Below are 20,119 nucleotides of genomic sequence, written 5' to 3'. Positions count from 1 at the left end.
CCAAAATGGTGCGCGACTTCCATCGTGGTGCAGTCCTCGTCTCACGAGAGGGCGCATCATAGCGCTTTTTTCGTTAAATAAAAAAGTTGGCATAGATTTCGCAAATACTCATTAAGCGAAAAACGCCAGTTTCCACAACGGTTGTAAGCTTGTGAGAGATCTTTATTATCGGAGTTAGCGCGGCGAATAGCAAAGCGCACCGGTGAAGTTCTCTAAACACGACGCCAATGACAAAATCCAGGAGAGTTAAGTATGTCCGCTGAACACGTTCTGTCGATGATGAACGAGCACGAAGTCAAATTTGTTGACCTGCGTTTTACCGATACCAAAGGTAAAGAGCAGCACGTGACTATCCCTGCTCATCAGGTTAACGCTGACTTCTTCGAAGAAGGCAAAATGTTTGACGGCTCCTCGATTGGTGGCTGGAAAGGTATCAACGAATCCGACATGGTTCTGATGCCAGACTCAACCACCGCAGTCATTGACCCGTTCTTTGCTGATTCTACACTGATCATCCGTTGTGACATCCTCGAGCCAGGCACCATGCAGGGCTACGACCGCGACCCGCGTTCCATCGCGAAACGCGCTGAAGATTTCCTGCGCTCTTCCGGCATTGCAGACACCGTTCTGTTTGGGCCAGAGCCAGAGTTCTTCCTGTTCGATGATATCCGTTTCGGCAGCAGCACTTCAGGTTCACACGTTGCTATCGACGACATCGAAGCTTACTGGAACTCCGGTAAAGAATATGAAGGCGGTAACAAAGGCCACCGTCCAGGTCTGAAAGGCGGCTACTTCCCAGTGCCACCCGTCGACTCAGCGCAGGATATCCGTTCTGCAATGTGTCTGACCATGGAACAGATGGGCCTGGTCGTTGAAGCTCACCACCACGAAGTGGCAACGGCGGGTCAGAACGAAGTGGCAACCCGCTTCAATACCATGACCAAAAAAGCTGACGAAATTCAGATCTACAAATATGTTGTGCACAACGTCGCTCACGCTTACGGCAAAACCGCGACCTTCATGCCAAAACCGATGTTCGGTGATAACGGTTCTGGAATGCACTGCCATATGTCTCTGTCAAAAGGCGGCACTAACCTGTTCGCGGGTGACAAATACGGCGGCCTGTCTGAAATGGCGCTGTTCTACATCGGTGGTGTAATCAAACACGCTAAAGCAATCAATGCTCTGGCGAACCCGACCACTAACTCCTATAAGCGTCTGGTCCCAGGCTACGAAGCGCCAGTTATGCTGGCTTACTCTGCCCGTAACCGTTCTGCTTCTATCCGTATCCCAGTGGTTGCCAGCCCGAAAGCACGCCGTATTGAAGCGCGCTTCCCTGACCCTGCTGCAAACCCATACCTGTGCTTCGCTGCACTGCTGATGGCTGGCCTGGACGGCATCATCAACAAGATCCACCCTGGCGATGCAATGGACAAAAACCTGTACGACCTGCCACCGGAAGAAGAAGCTGAGATTCCAAAAGTTGCAGGTTCTCTGGACGAAGCCCTGGCTGCACTGAACGAAGACCGCGAGTTCCTGACCCGTGGTGGCGTGTTCACTGACGATGCTATCGAAGCTTATATCGAGCTGCGTAAAGCAGAAATGGACCGCGTTCGTATGACTCCGCATCCGGTTGAGTTCGAACTGTACTACAGCGTTTAATTTAGAAGTAAGCCCGACGAATTTCATGTTGCAGCAAGGCGGCAATCGAAGGAGGCCCGATGAGCTTAGTCCGCTAAGTGATTCGGGTGACTGAGAGAAGCCAACACAGCTGCGGCGTGAAAGACGTCTGGGATTTTGTTGCCGTGGAAACTTTCAGCCCATCTCAGGATGGGCTTTTTTCACCACGAATTCCCGGTAATGTCAGACGATTTTCGCGTTTTATGGCTATAATGCACTAAATTGGTGCATAACTACTTCAGGAGAATGCTGTATGGCAACTGGCCCGCTGCCCGATGCTGGGCAGATTCTCAATTCACTGATCAACAGTATCTTACTGGTTGATGGTGCGTTGGTGGTTCATTACGCCAACCCTGCCGCGCAGCAACTGCTGGCGCAAAGTTCCCGCAAGCTGTTTGGTACGCCACTGCCGGAACTGATGGGTTATTTTTCCCTGAATATTGAGGTCATGCTCGAAAGTCTGGATGCCGGACAAGGTTTTACCGACAGCGAAGTGACCCTGGTGGTCGACAGCCGTGCGCACATTATGTCGCTCACCGCACAACGTCTGCCCGAAGGATTGATTCTGCTGGAAATGGCGCCCATGGATAATCAGCGCCGGCTGAGTCAGGAACAGCTACAACATGCGCAGCAGGTAGCAGCACGTGATTTAGTGCGTGGACTGGCACACGAAATTAAAAACCCGCTGGGTGGGCTACGCGGTGCAGCACAACTGCTGGCCAGAGCCCTGCCCGACCCGGCGTTAACGGAATACACCAAGGTCATCATTGAACAGGCCGATCGCCTGCGCAATCTGGTCGACCGTCTGCTTGGCCCGCAACAGCCCGGTATGCATGTCACACAAAGCATCCATCAGGTGGCTGAACGTGTGGTGAATCTGGTCTCGATGGAGCTGCCCGATAATGTGGTGCTTGTCCGCGATTATGACCCGAGCCTGCCTGAACTGCCGCACGACCCGGACCAGATAGAACAAGTCCTTTTGAATGTAGTACGCAACGCCCTGCAGGCGTTGGGTGAAGAAGGCGGCACGATTACTTTACGTACCCGAACGGCGTTCCAGTTAACGCTGCACGGAACACGCTATCGCCTGGTGGCACGCATCGATATTGAAGATGACGGCCCCGGCATTCCGGCACAGCTGCAGGATACGCTGTTTTACCCGATGGTAAGCGGCCGCGAAGGCGGTACCGGGCTGGGGTTATCGATTGCCCGCAGCCTGATCGATCAGCATTCGGGAAAAATAGAGTTCCACAGCTGGCCTGGACACACTGAATTCTCGGTTTACCTGCCTATTCGCCAGTGAGGTTTCTATGCAACGAGGGATAGTTTGGATCGTCGATGACGATAGCTCCATCCGCTGGGTGCTTGAACGCGCGCTGACCGGAGCTGGTTTAAACTGCGCAACGTTTGACAGCGCAAACGAGGTACTGGAAGCCCTTGCGACCAAAACCCCAGACGTTTTACTGTCAGATATTCGTATGCCCGGTATGGACGGCCTGGCGCTGTTAAAGCAGATCAAACAGCGGCACCCTATGCTGCCGGTGATCATTATGACAGCGCACTCAGACCTGGATGCTGCCGTCAGCGCTTATCAACAGGGCGCGTTTGATTACCTGCCGAAGCCTTTCGATATTGATGAAGCCGTTGCACTGGTTGAGCGCGCCATCAGTCACTATCAAGAGCAGCAGCAGCCGCGCAATCAGCCCGTCAGCGGGCCTACCACCGATATCATCGGTGAAGCGCCAGCAATGCAGGATGTTTTTCGTATTATCGGCCGCCTGTCGCGCTCGTCGATCAGTGTGCTGATTAACGGTGAATCCGGTACGGGTAAAGAGCTGGTTGCTCATGCACTGCATCGCCACAGTCCGCGTGCGAAAGCGCCATTTATCGCGCTGAATATGGCCGCGATCCCTAAAGACCTGATCGAATCAGAACTGTTTGGTCATGAGAAAGGGGCGTTTACCGGTGCCAATCAAATTCGACAAGGTCGTTTTGAACAGGCCGATGGCGGTACGCTGTTCCTCGATGAAATTGGCGATATGCCACTGGATGTTCAGACCCGTCTGCTGCGAGTGCTGGCCGATGGTCAGTTCTATCGTGTCGGGGGCTATGCGCCGGTCAAGGTGGATGTGCGTATTATTGCTGCGACCCACCAGAATCTGGAGCTGCGCGTGCATGAGGGGAAATTCCGTGAGGATTTATTCCACCGCCTGAACGTGATCCGTGTGCATCTGCCTCCCCTGCGTGAGCGTCGCGAAGATATTCCGCGTCTGGCGCGTTACTTCTTACAGGTCGCCGCCAGAGAACTGGGGGTGGAAGCCAAGATCCTGCATCCTGAAACGGAAACCGCGCTCACGCGGTTGCACTGGTCTGGCAACGTTCGCCAGCTGGAGAATACCTGTCGCTGGCTGACGGTGATGGCCGCCGGGCAGGAAGTCCTGATCCAGGATCTACCGCCAGAGCTGTTTGAAACATCGACGCCAGAAAACCCTGTTCAGTCATTGCCGGACAGCTGGGCGACGTTGCTGGCACAGTGGGCGGACCGCGCACTGCGCTCCGGTCATCAAAACCTGCTGTCGGAAGCGCAACCCGAGATGGAGCGTACGCTGCTGACTACCGCCCTGCGTCATACGCAGGGTCATAAACAGGAAGCGGCTCGTCTGCTGGGCTGGGGACGCAATACGCTAACACGTAAGCTGAAAGAGCTGGGAATGGAATAACAGACGAGGGCGGATAAAGAGCGGACCGAAAAAGAAGGTCCGCCCCTACACGTTCCAGCTGTAGGGTCCGATCATTTTTTCCGATCGGGCCTTTGGGGCGACCATTTTTTTCGGTCGCCCCGGCCATCAGATCACCCGTGAAAATTGTCCCCCAGATGCTTTCTGACGCAGGTAACGGTCGAAGCACATGCAGATATTCCTTATCAGTAAACGGCCCTTAGCGGTGACGACAAGGCGGCTGTCGTGGCATTCCACCAGCCCGTCCACCATCAGTGGCGTCAGCAGAGCCAGATCGTCGGCAAAATACTCACGGAAGTGAATTCCCCATTGCGTACTGATGGCGTCAAATGACAGCGAGAAGTTGCAGATCAGACTTTTAATCACATCCCGCCGCAGACAATCATCTTCACTCAATTGCAAGCCGCGCCACAGGGCGGTTTTTCCTGCCCGTATTTCTGCGTAATAGTGTTTCAGCTCTTTGTGGTTTTGCGCGTAGCTGTCCCCGATCATACTAATCGCTGAAACGCCCATTCCCAGCAGGTCACTGTCACCCTGCGTCGTGTATCCCTGGAAGTTGCGGTGCAGTTTCCCCCCACGCTGAGCAATAGCCAGTTCGTCATTGTGCCGGGCAAAGTGGTCCATGCCGATAAACTGATACCCTTGCGCGGTGAGCGTCGTGATGGTTTGCCGCAAAATCTCCAGCTTTTCCAGGGCGCCGGGCAGCTCCTCATCCTTGATTTTACGCTGAGCGGGGAACAGTGCGGGCATATGAGCATAGTTAAAGACACTCAGACGATCCGGGTTCAGCTCAGCCACTTTTTGCAAAGTGAAAGCAAAACTCTCTGGGGTCTGTGCAGGCAGGCCATAAATCAGATCAATATTCGTGGAGGCAAAACCCAGCTCACGCGCCCGTGCCATCAGGGAAAAGATCATCGCTTCATCCTGTACGCGATTCACCTTCTCCTGCACCTGCTTATTAAAATCCTGCACGCCCATGCTCAGGCGGTTAAAACCTTCGGCTCGCAGATGATCAAGCACGGTGAGCTCAATTTCCCGCGGGTCGACTTCAATTGAGATCTCAGCACCCTCCGTAAAGTGAAAGTGCTGGCGCAGACAGGTCATCAGTCGGCTGATTTGCGCTTTATTGAGGAAAGTGGGAGTGCCGCCCCCCCAGTGCATCTGACTGACGGTGCGATGCTGGAACAGCGGTGCACGCAGGGCGATTTCCTGCACCAGTACATCCAGATAGTCATCCGCTTTATGCTGCTGACGCGTGACCTGCTTATTACAACCGCAGAAGTAACATAGCTTGTGGCAAAAGGGGATGTGCAGATAGAGCGACAGCGGCCGTTCAGGGTAACGCTGCGTTGCCTGAAGAAAAGCCGGCTCGTCGTAATCCTGATGGAATTCCAGTGCGGTCGGATAAGAGGTATAGCGGGGACCGGCGGTATTGTACTTCTGAATGAGCGGGAGATCCCACTCTGTGGTCTGCATCTGCATGGCGGCTTCCCTTATCGTCGTCGCATTGACCGCCGCGTGACAGGAAGCTGCTGGCTGACGATCTTGCTGCGCAGCCGGGTTTTCAGCCGCGATAGCCGCTGTAGTTTAACGAATAACCACCCCAGCCAGCACAGCAGAATCAGCGCAATAATTGATCCAGGCCAAATCATCACCAAAAACCCTACAAAGAAAAGGCAGCGCTAAATTGCGCTGCCTCATGTTACGTCAGAGAGACGAGAGGATCACTGGCCGCCTTTGAGCAGGCGATACATATCTTCTTCTGCCTGCTCATCTTGTGCGTCATCGTCCAGGGCAATCCCTAACTGCTCCATCAGCACGTCGATACGATCCAGTGACTGATCCAGCCACGCCTGCTCTTCAGCTGACAGTGCATCGCCATTTTCCAGACGATCGAGCAACGCATCCAGACGCTCGTCATTTTCCAACTGCGCCAGTTCTTCTTCTGGTGACAGACGAGCCTTCTTCTCTACAACGGGTTTTGCCACTTTTGCCGGCTTCGGCTTGCTGGCAACCACATCCGGGCCCAGGGCAATCGGTTTTTTACTGCCGATACGTGGGTCTTTGGCCGGTTTGCCGTTAGCGCCTTTCTTGCTCTCGGCGACCGGGTTAGCCCGGCTGCCGGAACTATTGCCGCTGTGCTTTTTATCACGCTTGCGGTCTCGCGCTTCCTGATTAATCTCATCACGCGTTTTACGTTTCACTTTGGCTCCCGGTTTTTTATCCTGGGGCGTGCGTGCAGGTTGCTTCATGGTTTCTGCTCTCAGACGTTTATCTTCAGTATAGAATTGCCGCGAAATCTAGCAGAAAGCAGACAAAGAAAAAAGGCGGCAGGTCACCCTGTCGCCTTTTTTCGCACCTTCCGCAGAAGGACTGACAATGTCAGCATCCTTATTAGCAGCCAGCATCCCTGTTTTCCTTTGCCTTTACTCAATCCTGTGAGCGTTCCTGAATCCTTGTCGCGCACACCTGTGCACATTTCCTTCCCTGCCCGAGATCGTCCTGATGCTCCCTGAGCACTTCATCCTGAAGTGAAATATCCTGTTTCTGGATACAAATGTAGACTAACCAGTCCGGCAAACAAGGTGACATAAGTAATTTTTACTCTGTTTTTTTTGGCCATTTCACAACCCTATGAAAATTAGTAAAAAATCCATTTTTTTAATTTCAAAATACAGAGAGTGCTCGCAGGGTGAATGGTCAATGTCTCACAGCACTCGATCATGCAGTGTCTTACCGGGCGCTTTACCGCTATACAGGGTATAATCAGCACAATTGTCCTTTCTTACCTGGAGTATCTATTTTGTCTGGCTGGAATTATCACGTAACCCATTTTGTCACCAGCGCCCCCGATATCCGCCACCTGCCTGCCGATACTGGCATTGAGGTTGCTTTTGCCGGGCGTTCTAACGCGGGTAAATCCAGCGCACTGAATACGCTGACTAACCAGAAAGGCCTGGCTCGTACCAGTAAAACCCCTGGTCGTACCCAATTGATCAACCTTTTCCAGGTTGCTGAAGGCTACCGTCTGGTCGACCTGCCAGGCTACGGTTACGCGCAGGTCCCGGAAGAGATGAAGCTCAAATGGCAACGTGCGCTGGCGGAATACCTGCGCGATCGTCATTGTCTGAAGGGACTGGTAGTGCTGATGGATATTCGCCATCCGCTGAAAGATCTCGATCGTCAGATGGTGATGTGGGCCGTACAGAGCGGGATTGAAGTACTGATTTTGCTGACTAAAGCCGACAAACTGGCATCCGGGGCGCGTAAGGCCCAGCTGAACGCGGTTCGTGAAGAGGCAAAAACCTTCCTCGGCACTGTCGATGTTGAAGCGTTTTCATCACTCAAGAAAATTGGTGTGGATAAACTGAGCCAGAAGCTGGACAGCTGGTATCGTGATATTCCTCCGGCAACCGAAGACGATATTCCTGCCGAATAACCCGCCTGCCCCCTACGTTTCGCCCAATAAAAAACGCCCCAGTCATTACTGACTGGGGCGGCTAAAATATTCAGCCAAATCCGATTACGTGAAGTAAAAGGTCTGAAAGATAGAACATCTTACCTCTGTACCCTACATCTGAAACTTTACATCATTTTTTGAGCGCTCAAAAGGGTTTTTTGTAGTTAATTTTCAGAAAACGACATGCATTATCCAACTCAAGTCACATAATGCAGTCGATCATGTAGCTTAATTACTAAAAAAGTGTTGCGGCAGAGATGGTTAGATGATGTCACTGGCGAAAAGGGATAACGCGAGTGGCTGAACCGTTTAAAGCGACAATGTTAGCAGGGACAATCCTGCGAGCTGATTTCGGGAGAGTCATCAGCCCACAGGACAGAGAAAAATGAACTTAGTGAGCCTGATCCCAGTTGTCACCCACACCAATATCAACGCGCAGCGGCACATCCAGTTTCATGCTGCCTTCCATCAACTGACGGATTTTCGCTGATGCGCTATCGACTGCATCGGCACGCACTTCAAACACCAGTTCATCGTGTACCTGCATGATCATTTTCACGTCACCGTTTGTCTGAGGCTTCAGCCATTCATCCACGGCAATCATTGCCCGTTTGATGATATCCGCTGCGGTCCCCTGCATTGGTGCATTAATCGCAGCACGCTCTGCCGCTTTACGACGCATCGCATTGCTCGCTTTAATCTCTGGGAGATAGAGTCGGCGGCCATCCAGCGTCGAGACATAGCCTTTCTCTGCCGCCAGTTCGCGGGTACTCTCCATATACTGCAGTACACCCGGGTAACGTTCAAAGTAGAGGTCCATGTACTTCTTCGCTTCACCGGCACCAATATTGAGCTGACGTGACAGACCAAAAGCACTCATGCCGTAAATAAGGCCAAAGTTGATCGCTTTAGCGCTACGGCGCTGCTCGCCGCTGACTTTATCCAGCGCAACGCCGAAGACTTCAGAGGCTGTCGCACGGTGAATATCCTGCTCGCTGGCAAAGGCGGTCAGCAGCCCTTTATCCTGTGACAGATGCGCCATGATGCGTAGCTCAATCTGTGAGTAGTCAGCCGCGACAATGCGACAGCCTTTCGGCGCGATAAATGCCTGACGAATACGTCGCCCTTCATCATTACGCACCGGGATGTTTTGTAGGTTCGGATCGCTGGAAGAGAGACGCCCGGTAGCCGTGACTGTCTGGTGATAAGAAGTATGTACTCGTCCGCTGTGTGGATTGATCATCAACGGAAGCTTATCGGTATAGGTGGATTTCAGCTTAGAGAGACCACGATGTTCCAGAATCACCTTCGGCAGCGGATAGTCCAGCGCCAGCTCAGCTAAGACTTCTTCGCTGGTCGACGGTGCGCCACCCGGCGTTTTCTTGGTGGGCTTGATGCCCTGCTTTTCAAACAGGATGGTTTGTAATTGCTTCGGCGAAGAGAGATTGAACGGTTCACCTGCCAGCTCGTGTGCCTTCAGCTCCAGCTCTGCCAGGCGGCTGCCCAGCTCCTGCGAGTGCACCGCCAGAATATTCTGGTCAATAAGCACACCGTTGCGCTCAATACGGGAGATGACCGGCACCAGCGGCATCTCAACCTGTTCAAAGACCTCTTTTGGCCCCTGCTCTTTCTGCAACTCTGGCCACATTTTCAGATGCAGCTGTAGCGTGACGTCGGCATCTTCCGCCGCGTAATGCGCCGCCTGCTCCAGCGCGATCTGGTTAAACGTCAGCTGATTCTTACCTTTGCCGGCAATCTCTTCAAAGCTTACGGTTTTATGGCCCAGCCAGCGTGATGCCAGGGTATCCATATCATGGCGCCCGACAACGCTACTCAGCGCATAAGATTCCAGCATGGTATCGAACTTAATACCTTGTAATTCAATGTCATAGTTAGCCAGCACGCCACGGTCGTACTTCAGATTCTGTCCGACTTTAAGCGCTTTGGGGTTTTCGAGCAGCGGTTTAAGCCGTGCCAGTACGGATTGACGATCTAACTGATCCGGTGCATCAAGGTAGTCATGTGCAACGGGCAGGTAAGCGGCTTCACCTGGGGCGATGGCAAAAGACAGGCCGATGATGTTAGCACTGAGCGTATCCAGCGAATCGGTTTCCAGGTCGAAGGCAAACAACTCGCTTTGCTGAAGCTTCGTCAGCCAGCTATCGAAGGTCGCTTCATCCAGAATGGTGACATAACCTTCGGAAGAGAGCACGCTAGCGACTTCTGCGGCATCCGGTTCCACGCTTGCATCCACTTTGCCTTTTGCGGCAGTGGGTCGACTCTTATTCCCTTGCAGCCAGGTACCTTCTTCCAGATCAACAATCCAGCGCTTAAATTCGTAGTGTTTAAATAACCCCAGCAGTTCTTCAACTGCCGGTTCTTCAACGGTCAGCTGATCGCAGGTCAATTCCAGTTCCACGTCGGTCTTAATCGTTGCCAACTGATAGGAGAGGAGGGCCATCTCCTTATTCTGTTCCAGTTTCGCGGCCATGGTTTTAGCCCCGCGGAAAGTCAGTGTTGCCACTTTATCCAGGTTGGCGTAAATATCCTTCACTCCGCCTAATCCCTGTAACAGTGCCTGAGCCGTTTTTTCACCGACACCCGCTACGCCCGGAATGTTATCGGAGGAGTCGCCCATCAGTGCCAGGAAATCAATCATCAACGAGGGAGGGATACCGTATTTCTCAACCACTTCATCCGGGCCAAGAATCGCATTATTCATCGTGTTGATTAAGGTGATATTTGGCGTTACCAGCTGAGCCATATCTTTATCACCGGTGCTGATCAGCACCGGTTTACCGATTTTCTCTGCGGCCAGCGCCAGCGTACCGATGACATCATCAGCCTCCACACCTGAGATGGCCAGCAGCGGCAGCCCCATCGCTTTGACCATGGTATGCAGTGGTTCAATTTGCGCACGCAGATCGTCGGGCATCGGGGGACGGTGAGATTTGTACGCTTCAAATAATTCGTCGCGGAAGGTTTTACCCTTGGCATCAAATACCACTGCTACATGACTTGGCTTATATTGCAGCAGCAGGCTGCGCAGCATATTTAATACGCCGTACATTGCACCGGTAGGTTCGCCTGCGCTGTTGGTCAGCGGAGGGAACGCATGATAAGCACGGTACAGGTAGGAAGATCCATCTACCAGAATCAGCGGGTTTTCTGCAATTTTAGCCATAAGTCGTCACGTTCTTCTTTGGTTTTTGATTGGCGTTAAGGATGCCACAGCTCGCTATGAAAGATGAAATCTCAACGGCGAATAATCCACGGACAATTGTCATTTTGCGTTACGCTTCGCATTGACACGTTGTGGATAAGTTTGTGTGTAAATTTACTAACAGCAGCTAACCCGTGGAAATTCATTTAAAAATAAAATTAAATTTTGTTTATAATCATTTAGTTATTCATTAACTCCAGGATTAACTTTATGTTTTCCGGAATAAAGCTGATGTGGATATAAGTTGGTACGCTCAGAGAAAGAGACGATATCTACAACTGATGAAAGGGCATTTTTACGATAATTATCTCGTCAGGCGAGAAAGAAAACGCCGGCATTGCCGGCGTTAAGGGAAGTCTGTGCAGGCTTACTTCTGGGAAGTCAGGAATTTCACCACGTTGGCATACTGCTGAACATAGTTTTCCTGTGAACTGGTATCCAGGCCACCGTTGTTCACCATGTATTTGCCGTTGACGAACATCGCTGGCACACCACGCAGATCCAGATCTGCTGCAGCTTTCTCTTGCTGAGCAACCAGTGATTTCACCACGAAGCTGTTCCAGGCGGCATCGTACTCTTCAGGCTTGATACCCGCAGCTTTAACGAAGACCGCTTTCAGGCTGGCAGGATCAGTGATGGTTTGCGTCTGCTGAATACCGTCGAAAATGGGTGCCGTTACTTTGTCTTCCACACCCAGAGCCATCGCGACTGCCCAGGCCTGCGTTACGGTTTTACCCATTTCGCCACCCAGGAATTCAACATGATACTTGGTGACTTTCACATTCTCTGGCAGGCCTTTCTTCACGGCATCACTCACATGCCATACATGCTCAAACTGGTAGCAGTGTGGGCAATAGAATGAGAAGAATTCGAGAACCTGTGGTTCGCCAGTAGCCGGTTTATCCAGCGTGACGTATTGCTGACCATCGGTAAATTGTGCGGCAGAAGCGCTGAATGCCAGAACCATACCGACGAGCGCAAATAAAATCTTTTTCATCGTCAAACTCTCTCCTGATTACATCTCAATAGGCGAACCAAAGGGTGATCACACCTGGAAAACAGGTGCAAGCTGTAGCGGAGGCTCTTGCAGCAGCTTGTTCTGTTCGTTAAAAGTGGAAATCTGTCTGCGCCAGAAATCCTCATCCGTCATCCACGGAAAACTGGCCGGGAAGGCCGGGTCGTGCCAGCGGCGTACAACCCATGCAAGATAATAAACCATCCGCATAGCACGTAAAGGTTCAATCAGTGACAATTCATGAGTATCAAATTCACAGAATTCACCGTACGCCTCTAGCAAAATGTCCCATTGCAGACGCTGCTCCTGGCGATCGCCATTGATAAGCATCCACAGATCTTGTACCGCAGGGCCATTACGCGCGTCATCCAGGTCAACAAACAGTGGGCCATCACGCCACAATATATTGCCCGGATGGCAGTCGCCGTGTAAGCGCAAAGGCTGCCACTGAGTATGCCAGCAGTTTTGTAAAGTTGTGCGCAGACGCCCAATACTGGCCAGTAAATCAGTTTTTAGCTTTGCGGGGACCAGCGTGCTGTCGGTGAGAATCTGTAACGGTTCATCAATGTATTCCTGTAATCCGATAGTAGGCCGCGACTCAAAGGTTTTCCGGCGGCCCACCTGATGGATTCGCCCGAGGAAACGCCCTACCCATTCCAGGTGATCGTAATTATCGGTTTCGTACTGGCGCCCGCCGAGGCTGGGAAAAACAGCAAACCAGAACCCCTGGTGCTGGTGCAGCATTGAGCCCTTCAGTTCCAGAGGGGCTGCCAGTGGGATCTCATCAGCAAACAGCTCAGAAGCGAACTGATGTTCTTCTTCTATCTGCGCCTGCGACCAACGCTGCGGGCGATAGAACTTCGCCACGTAGCGCCGTTTGTCGTCATCGGAGAACTGGTAGACGCGGTTTTCATAGCTGTTTAGCGCCGTCAGGCCGGATTCCACGCGCAGACCGGTCTCCCACAACGCATCCAGGATGGTATCAGGCGTCAGGGTGTGGAAGTTAAAAGCAGGTTCTTTCATCCGGCATGCTCGCTGATAATCGATAAATAATAGCCTGCAAGAGTACCATTAAATGGCAGCGGCAGCGGGTCAACCGCCTGATTTAATCCTTAATCACGCCCCGAGCACGCAGTAATGCTGTTTTGAAATCATCCTCATAGTCTTTCTTCAGCCCTGGAATTTCAGCATCTTTATCACTGCCCCGCATCTTGAGATGATAGATCAGTACATCATCCGTTAATTCACTAAAAGGCTGCTTAAAGCCGGCTTCATCGGCTAATTTCTGTAAAAACTCAAGTAAATTCAGATCAGGATCGTCCTGCCAGGCAGGCTGCAGCAAGCTGATTAATTCGTTAAGGCGATGGCATTTCATGCAGTTGTCCCTGTATAAAGAACCCAACATTAAGCATAGGGTATAAAACTAATGAATCGAATTTCCGCCCCTGAACGCGAAACCGTGACCGGCGTCATCCTTGCAGGTGGCCGTGGCAGCCGTATGGGGGGCGAAGATAAAGGGCTCATGCTGTGGCAGAACAAACCACTCTACCAACATGTTTTGCAGCGTTTTCAGCCCCAGGTCACTACTGTATGGATTAATGCCAATCGAAATATTGAGGTATATCAACAGAGCGGGTTGCCTGTGATATCCGATACGCTGGCAGCTTTCCCGGGACCACTAGCAGGAATGCTGGCAGCACTGCAACAGACAGAAACTGAGTGGGTAGTATTCACTTCCTGTGATACGCCATTGCTCCCGGATAATCTGGTTCAGAACTTGTGGCAGCATAAAGGAACAGCATCTGCGGTCTGGGCACGCACAGAAGAGCGAGATCACCCCACGCAAGCATTGCTGCACCGCAGTATTGCGGGTTCACTGCAACGCTATCTGGCGGACGGTGACCGTAAGTTGATGCTATTTCTTCAGCAGGCAGGGGGGCACAGTGTTTTGTTTGAGCGAGCAGAGGCTGCATTTCGCAATGTTAACTATCCGGAAGATCTCATTTAGGCTTTTATAGCAGGTAATCCCCTGACAAAACGGAGATTTTTCGTGTCAGATCGACGATTATCGCCAAATTCAAAGCACAAAAAAGCCTCATACTTTCGTATGAGGCTTGTCTGCTTATTTGATGCCTGGCAGTTTATGGCCCACTTCCCTGTGGGCCACCCTTCGGGCCGGCGCTCCGCGCCGTTCAAATGCGCTCCCGGCGCATTTGTCCTACTGAAGAGTCGCTCACCGACAAACAGCAGACGAAAAAAAACCCCGGCCTTTCGGTCGGGGTTCTTTCTTCGTTTGATGCCTGGCAGTTCCCTACTCTCGCATGGGGAGACCCCACACTACCATCGGCGCTACGGCGTTTCACTTCTGGAGTTCGGCATGGGGTCAGGTGGGACCACCGCGCTAAAGCCGCCAGGCAAATTCTTTGTGCATGAAACGAATCTTTTTCATTGATGCAGCGTTGTCACCCTCGCGTCTCTCAGTCACATACTTCAGTATGCTCCCTCGGGCCGCCCCGGGCTTCGCCTTGCCTCAGCGTAAAATCTTTCGTTTCCGCTAATTCTTTATCCGGTAACAAGCTGAAAATCTCTTTTGCGTCTCTCGAACGCCCACCAGAACGCTTCTGGCGTTGTAAGGTTAAGCCTCACGGGTCATTAGTACCGGTTAGCTCAACGCATCGCTGCGCTTACACACCCGGCCTATCAACGTCGTAGTCTTCAACGTCCCTTCAGGGGTCTCAAGGACCCAGGGAGAATTCATCTCGAGGCAAGTTTCGCGCTTAGATGCTTTCAGCGCTTATCTTTTCCGCACTTAGCTACCGGGCAATGCCATTGGCATGACAACCCGAACACCAGTGGTGCGTTCACTCCGGTCCTCTCGTACTAGGAGCAACCCCTCTCAATTCTCCAGCGCCCACGGCAGATAGGGACCGAACTGTCTCACGACGTTCTAAACCCAGCTCGCGTACCACTTTAAACGGCGAACAGCCGTACCCTTGGGACCTACTTCAGCCCCAGGATGTGATGAGCCGACATCGAGGTGCCAAACACCGCCGTCGATATGAACTCTTGGGCGGTATCAGCCTGTTATCCCCGGAGTACCTTTTATCCGTTGAGCGATGGCCCTTCCATTCAGAACCACCGGATCACTATGACCTGCTTTCGCACCTGCTCGAGCCGTCACTCTCGCAGTCAAGCTAGCTTATGCCATTGCACTAACCTCACGATGTCCGACCGTGATTAGCTAACCTTCGTGCTCCTCCGTTACTCTTTAGGAGGAGACCGCCCCAGTCAAACTACCCACCAGACACTGTCCCCACGCCGGATCACGGCGCCAGGTTAGAACATCAAACGTTAAAGGGTGGTATTTCAAGGTTGGCTCCACGCAGACTGGCGTCCACGCTTCAAAGCCTCCCACCTATCCTACACATCAAGGCTCAATGTTCAGTGTCAAGCTGTAGTAAAGGTTCACGGGGTCTTTCCGTCTTGCCGCGGGTACACTGCATCTTCACAGCGAGTTCAATTTCACTGAGTCTCGGGTGGAGACAGCCTGGCCATCATTACGCCATTCGTGCAGGTCGGAACTTACCCGACAAGGAATTTCGCTACCTTAGGACCGTTATAGTTACGGCCGCCGTTTACCGGGGCTTCGATCAAGAGCTTCTCCTTGCGGATAACCCCATCAATTAACCTTCCGGCACCGGGCAGGCGTCACACCGTATACGTCCACTTTCGTGTTTGCACAGTGCTGTGTTTTTAATAAACAGTTGCAGCCAGCTGGTATCTTCGACTGCCTTCAGCTCCAGGAGCAAGTCCCTTCACCTACCGACAGCGTGCCTTCTCCCGAAGTTACGGCACCATTTTGCCTAGTTCCTTCACCCGAGTTCTCTCAAGCGCCTTGGTATTCTCTACCTGACCACCTGTGTCGGTTTGGGGTACGATTCAATGTTACCTGATGCTTAGAGGCTTTTCCTGGAAGCAGGGCATTTGTTACTTCAGCACCGTAGTGCCTCGTCATCACGCCTCAGCCTTAAAGAGTTCCGGATTTGCCTGGAACTCAAGCCTACACGCTTAAACCGGGACAACCGTCGCCCGGCTAACATAGCCTTCTCCGTCCCCCCTTCGCAGTAACACCGAGTACAGGAATATTAACCTGTTTCCCATCGACTACGCCTTTCGGCCTCGCCTTAGGGGTCGACTCACCCTGCCCCGATTAACGTTGGACAGGAACCCTTGGTCTTCCGGCGAGCGGGCTTTTCACCCGCTTTATCGTTACTTATGTCAGCATTCGCACTTCTGATACCTCCAGCAAACCTCACAGTTCACCTTCGACGGCTTACAGAACGCTCCCCTACCCAACAATACTTACGTATCGCTGCCGCAGCTTCGGTGCATGGTTTAGCCCCGTTACATCTTCCGCGCAGGCCGACTCGACCAGTGAGCTATTACGCTTTCTTTAAATGATGGCTGCTTCTAAGCCAACATCCTGGCTGTCTGTGCCTTCCCACATCGTTTCCCACTTAACCATGACTTTGGGACCTTAGCTGGCGGTCTGGGTTGTTTCCCTCTTCACGACGGACGTTAGCACCCGCCGTGTGTCTCCCGTGATAACATTCTTCGGTATTCGCAGTTTGCATCGGGTTGGTAAGCCGGGATGGCCCCCTAGCCGAAACAGTGCTCTACCCCCGAAGATGAGTTCACGAGGCGCTACCTAAATAGCTTTCGGGGAGAACCAGCTATCTCCCGGTTTGATTGGCCTTTCACCCCCAGCCACAAGTCATCCGCTAATTTTTCAACATTAGTCGGTTCGGTCCTCCAGTTAGTGTTACCCAACCTTCAACCTGCCCATGGCTAGATCACCGGGTTTCGGGTCTATACCCTGCAACTTAACGCCCAGTTAAGACTCGGTTTCCCTGCGGCTCCCCTATACGGTTAACCTTGCTACAGAATATAAGTCGCTGACCCATTATACAAAAGGTACGCAGTCACCTAACAAGTAGGCTCCCACTGCTTGTACGTACACGGTTTCAGGTTCTGTTTCACTCCCCTCGCCGGGGTTCTTTTCGCCTTTCCCTCACGGTACTGGTTCACTATCGGTCAGTCAGGAGTATTTAGCCTTGGAGGATGGTCCCCCCATATTCAGACAGGATGTCACGTGTCCCGCCCTACTCATCGAACTCACAGTGAGTGCATTTTTGTGTACGGGAGTATCACCCTGTACCCTGCGACTTTCCAGACGCTTCCACTAATGCACAAACTGATTCAGGTTCTGGGCTGTTCCCCGTTCGCTCGCCGCTACTGGGGGAATCTCGGTTGATTTCTTTTCCTCGGGGTACTTAGATGTTTCAGTTCCCCCGGTTCGCCTCATGCCACTATGTATTCATGACATGATAGTGTGTCGAAACACACTGGGTTTCCCCATTCGGGTATCGTCGGTTGTTGCGGTTCATATCACCTTACCGACGCTTATCGCAGATTAGCACGCCCTTCATCGCCTCTGACTGCCTAGGCATCCACCGTGTACGCTTAGTCGCTTAACCTCACAACCCACAAGCGTCCCGAAGAACACATTGTCTGTTGTAAGCATTTGAGAGACTCGAACATATCGTTAATTTCATTCTTATTACGGAGAATGAAAACGACATGTCGTTTCAATTTTCAGCTTGTTCCGGATTGTTAAAGAGCATAATACTTCGCAGCATACTGTTATCCAGCACACTCTGAAGTATTTTATTTAGAAAAACAGTATGGTGGAGCTAAGCGGGATCGAACCGCTGACCTCCTGCGTGCAAGGCAGGCGCTCTCCCAGCTGAGCTATAGCCCCATACAGTCTTACAGAAACCTTTTACTACCATTACATTCCAGGGAAGAAATGTAATTTGTGCTCAGGCAAGGCATGCAGGAGGGAAGTTTACTTTGGTAAACGACCGAATGCATAACGCCGCATGAGTGCAAATTTGGTAGGCCTGAGTGGACTTGAACCACCGACCTCACCCTTATCAGGGGTGCGCTCTAACCACCTGAGCTACAAGCCTGTAGAGGTTTTTCTGCTCGTTACTTTTTCATCAGACAATCTGTGTGGACACTACGCGGGAAGGTATCTTCAGGTAAGGAGGTGATCCAACCGCAGGTTCCCCTACGGTTACCTTGTTACGACTTCACCCCAGTCATGAATCACAAAGTGGTAAGCGCCCTCCCGAAGGTTAAGCTACCTACTTCTTTTGCAACCCACTCCCATGGTGTGACGGGCGGTGTGTACAAGGCCCGGGAACGTATTCACCGTAGCATTCTGATCTACGATTACTAGCGATTCCGACTTCACGGAGTCGAGTTGCAGACTCCGATCCGGACTACGACGCACTTTATGAGGTCCGCTTGCTCTCGCGAGGTCGCTTCTCTTTGTATGCGCCATTGTAGCACGTGTGTAGCCCTGGCCGTAAGGGCCATGATGACTTGACGTCATCCCCACCTTCCTCCGGTTTATCACCGGCAGTCTCCTTTGAGTTCCCACCATTACGTGCTGGCAACAAAGGATAAGGGTTGCGCTCGTTGCGGGACTTAACCCAACATTTCACAACACGAGCTGACGACAGCCATGCAGCACCTGTCTCACGGTTCCCGAAGGCACTAAGGCATCTCTGCCGAATTCCGTGGATGTCAAGGCCAGGTAAGGTTCTTCGCGTTGCATCGAATTAAACCACATGCTCCACCGCTTGTGCGGGCCCCCGTCAATTCATTTGAGTTTTAACCTTGCGGCCGTACTCCCCAGGCGGTCGACTTAACGCGTTAGCTCCGGAAGCCACGCCTCAAGGGCACAACCTCCAAGTCGACATCGTTTACGGCGTGGACTACCAGGGTATCTAATCCTGTTTGCTCCCCACGCTTTCGCACCTGAGCGTCAGTCTTTGTCCAGGGGGCCGCCTTCGCCACCGGTATTCCTCCAGATCTCTACGCATTTCACCGCTACACCTGGAATTCTACCCCCCTCTACAAGACTCTAGTCTGCCAGTTTCGAATGCAGTTCCCAGGTTGAGCCCGGGGATTTCACATCCGACTTGACAGACCGCCTGCGTGCGCTTTACGCCCAGTAATTCCGATTAACGCTTGCACCCTCCGTATTACCGCGGCTGCTGGCACGGAGTTAGCCGGTGCTTCTTCTGCGGGTAACGTCAATCGACGAGGCTATTAACCTCATCGCCTTCCTCCCCACTGAAAGTACTTTACAACCCGAAGGCCTTCTTCATACACGCGGCATGGCTGCATCAGGCTTGCGCCCATTGTGCAATATTCCCCACTGCTGCCTCCCGTAGGAGTCTGGACCGTGTCTCAGTTCCAGTGTGGCTGGTCATCCTCTCAGACCAGCTAGGGATCGTCGCCTAGGTGAGCCATTACCCCACCTACTAGCTAATCCCACCTGGGCACATCCGATGGTGTGAGGCCCGAAGGTCCCCCACTTTGGTCCGAAGACGTTATGCGGTATTAGCTACCGTTTCCAGTAGTTATCCCCCTCCATCGGGCAGTTTCCCAGGCATTACTCACCCGTCCGCCACTCGTCACCCAAGGAGCAAGCTCCTCTGTGCTACCGTTCGACTTGCATGTGTTAGGCCTGCCGCCAGCGTTCAATCTGAGCCATGATCAAACTCTTCAATTAAAAGTTCGATTTGCTGCAACAAGTGCAGCGATGCTCAAGTGTAAAACGTCATAATGAATTTCATTATGTGTTCACTCTTAAGACTTGATATTTTTTGTCACCCGGAGGTGACTGATATCAATCCTGCGAGTGCCCACACAGATTGTCTGATAAATTGTTAAAGAGCGGTGCAATCAGTGCCGAAGCTTCCTGTTGCGAGGTGGCGTATATTACGCTTTCCTCCTTCGGAGTCAACTTCTTTTTGAGAAGTTTTTTTCCGGCGGTTCAGATGCTTCCTGAACCTCCTGAGCCGCTGGCCGTAAGCCGTTGTGCCGTCTCAGTGGTTGCGCATTATAGGCAGTTTCCGACGAGTGAC

The 20,119-nt window shown here is 52.2% G+C and carries 12 protein-coding genes, 2 tRNA genes and 3 rRNA genes; 5 read left to right on the top strand and 12 right to left on the bottom strand.

What is annotated here, in order from left to right; all coding sequences use genetic code 11:
• Positions 1-252 precede the first annotated feature (252 nt).
• The 3 genes from glnA to glnG all read left to right on the top strand — a co-directional run bounded on the left by glnA (position 253) and on the right by glnG (position 4,400).
• The gene (gene glnA, locus FVB43_RS22185; protein WP_133846474.1) at positions 253-1,662 is read left to right on the top strand and encodes a glutamate--ammonia ligase; all 1,410 of its coding nucleotides are present in this window, start codon (positions 253-255) and stop codon (positions 1,660-1,662) included.
• 271 nt (positions 1,663-1,933) lie between these two features.
• Positions 1,934-2,983 carry a nitrogen regulation protein NR(II) gene (gene glnL / locus FVB43_RS22180; RefSeq protein WP_133846475.1) on the top strand — a complete coding sequence of 350 codons (1,050 nt, stop codon included), beginning with the start codon at positions 1,934-1,936 and terminating at the stop codon, positions 2,981-2,983.
• A gap of 7 nt (positions 2,984-2,990) precedes the next feature.
• Positions 2,991-4,400, top strand: coding sequence for a nitrogen regulation protein NR(I) (gene glnG, locus FVB43_RS22175; protein ID WP_133846476.1), 1,410 nt, complete (start codon positions 2,991-2,993; stop codon positions 4,398-4,400).
• 126 nt (positions 4,401-4,526) lie between these two features.
• Here glnG and hemN read toward each other — a convergent pair whose 3' ends face one another.
• Together hemN and yihI are read right to left on the bottom strand one after the other, a co-directional pair.
• Positions 4,527-5,900, bottom strand: coding sequence for an oxygen-independent coproporphyrinogen III oxidase (hemN, locus tag FVB43_RS22170; RefSeq protein WP_133846477.1), 1,374 nt, complete (start codon positions 5,898-5,900; stop codon positions 4,527-4,529).
• Between the two features lie 242 nt (positions 5,901-6,142).
• Complete coding sequence (yihI, locus tag FVB43_RS22165) at positions 6,143-6,670, bottom strand: Der GTPase-activating protein YihI (RefSeq protein ID WP_167864791.1); 528 nt, start codon at positions 6,668-6,670, stop codon at positions 6,143-6,145.
• A gap of 551 nt (positions 6,671-7,221) precedes the next feature.
• Here yihI and yihA point away from each other — a divergent pair.
• Complete coding sequence (gene yihA / locus FVB43_RS22160; RefSeq protein WP_133846480.1) at positions 7,222-7,857, top strand: ribosome biogenesis GTP-binding protein YihA/YsxC; 636 nt, start codon at positions 7,222-7,224, stop codon at positions 7,855-7,857.
• Positions 7,858-7,927: 70 nt separating this feature from the next.
• Here the strand turns inward: yihA and spfP are convergent, their stop codons facing one another.
• The 5 genes from spfP to FVB43_RS22140 form a co-directional block, all read right to left on the bottom strand.
• Positions 7,928-7,975: a small protein SpfP gene (gene spfP / locus FVB43_RS24955; RefSeq protein WP_071892919.1), complete on the bottom strand. Its 48-nt coding sequence runs from the start codon at positions 7,973-7,975 to the stop codon at positions 7,928-7,930.
• Between the two features lie 294 nt (positions 7,976-8,269).
• The gene (gene polA, locus FVB43_RS22155) at positions 8,270-11,062 is read right to left on the bottom strand and encodes a DNA polymerase I (RefSeq protein WP_167864790.1); all 2,793 of its coding nucleotides are present in this window, start codon (positions 11,060-11,062) and stop codon (positions 8,270-8,272) included.
• Positions 11,063-11,468: 406 nt separating this feature from the next.
• Entirely contained in the window at positions 11,469-12,098 is a 630-nt protein-coding gene (gene dsbA, locus FVB43_RS22150; RefSeq protein WP_133846482.1) for a thiol:disulfide interchange protein DsbA, read from the bottom strand.
• 48 nt (positions 12,099-12,146) lie between these two features.
• Positions 12,147-13,139 carry a serine/threonine protein kinase gene (locus tag FVB43_RS22145; protein WP_167864789.1) on the bottom strand — a complete coding sequence of 331 codons (993 nt, stop codon included), beginning with the start codon at positions 13,137-13,139 and terminating at the stop codon, positions 12,147-12,149.
• A gap of 82 nt (positions 13,140-13,221) precedes the next feature.
• Positions 13,222-13,491 (bottom strand): YihD family protein, encoded by a 270-nt coding sequence (locus FVB43_RS22140; protein ID WP_159338298.1) that lies wholly within the window; start codon positions 13,489-13,491, stop codon positions 13,222-13,224.
• Positions 13,492-13,542: 51 nt separating this feature from the next.
• Between FVB43_RS22140 and mobA the strand changes: the two genes are divergently transcribed.
• Positions 13,543-14,124: a molybdenum cofactor guanylyltransferase MobA gene (gene mobA / locus FVB43_RS22135; protein ID WP_159338297.1), complete on the top strand. Its 582-nt coding sequence runs from the start codon at positions 13,543-13,545 to the stop codon at positions 14,122-14,124.
• Between the two features lie 290 nt (positions 14,125-14,414).
• On the opposite strand, the gene rrf is transcribed toward mobA, so the two are convergent.
• The 5 genes from rrf to FVB43_RS22110 all read right to left on the bottom strand — a co-directional run bounded on the left by rrf (position 14,415) and on the right by FVB43_RS22110 (position 19,764).
• Positions 14,415-14,531, bottom strand: a 5S ribosomal RNA gene (rrf, locus tag FVB43_RS22130).
• 216 nt (positions 14,532-14,747) lie between these two features.
• A 23S ribosomal RNA gene (locus FVB43_RS22125) occupies positions 14,748-17,653 on the bottom strand.
• 208 nt (positions 17,654-17,861) lie between these two features.
• Positions 17,862-17,937, bottom strand: a tRNA-Ala gene (locus tag FVB43_RS22120).
• Positions 17,938-18,071: 134 nt separating this feature from the next.
• Positions 18,072-18,148: transfer RNA gene (locus FVB43_RS22115), tRNA-Ile, on the bottom strand.
• A gap of 73 nt (positions 18,149-18,221) precedes the next feature.
• Positions 18,222-19,764, bottom strand: a 16S ribosomal RNA gene (locus tag FVB43_RS22110).
• The 16S, 23S and 5S rRNA genes sit together here with 2 tRNA genes alongside, the layout of an rRNA operon.
• Between the last annotated feature and the right edge of the window lie 355 nt (positions 19,765-20,119).

The sequence above is a fragment of the Erwinia rhapontici genome (assembly GCF_012271765.1).
GTDB classification, from domain to species: Bacteria; Pseudomonadota; Gammaproteobacteria; order Enterobacterales; family Enterobacteriaceae; genus Erwinia; species Erwinia rhapontici.
The sequence above is the reverse complement of the archived record's forward strand: the minus strand, read 5'-3'. Positions and strand labels throughout refer to the sequence as shown.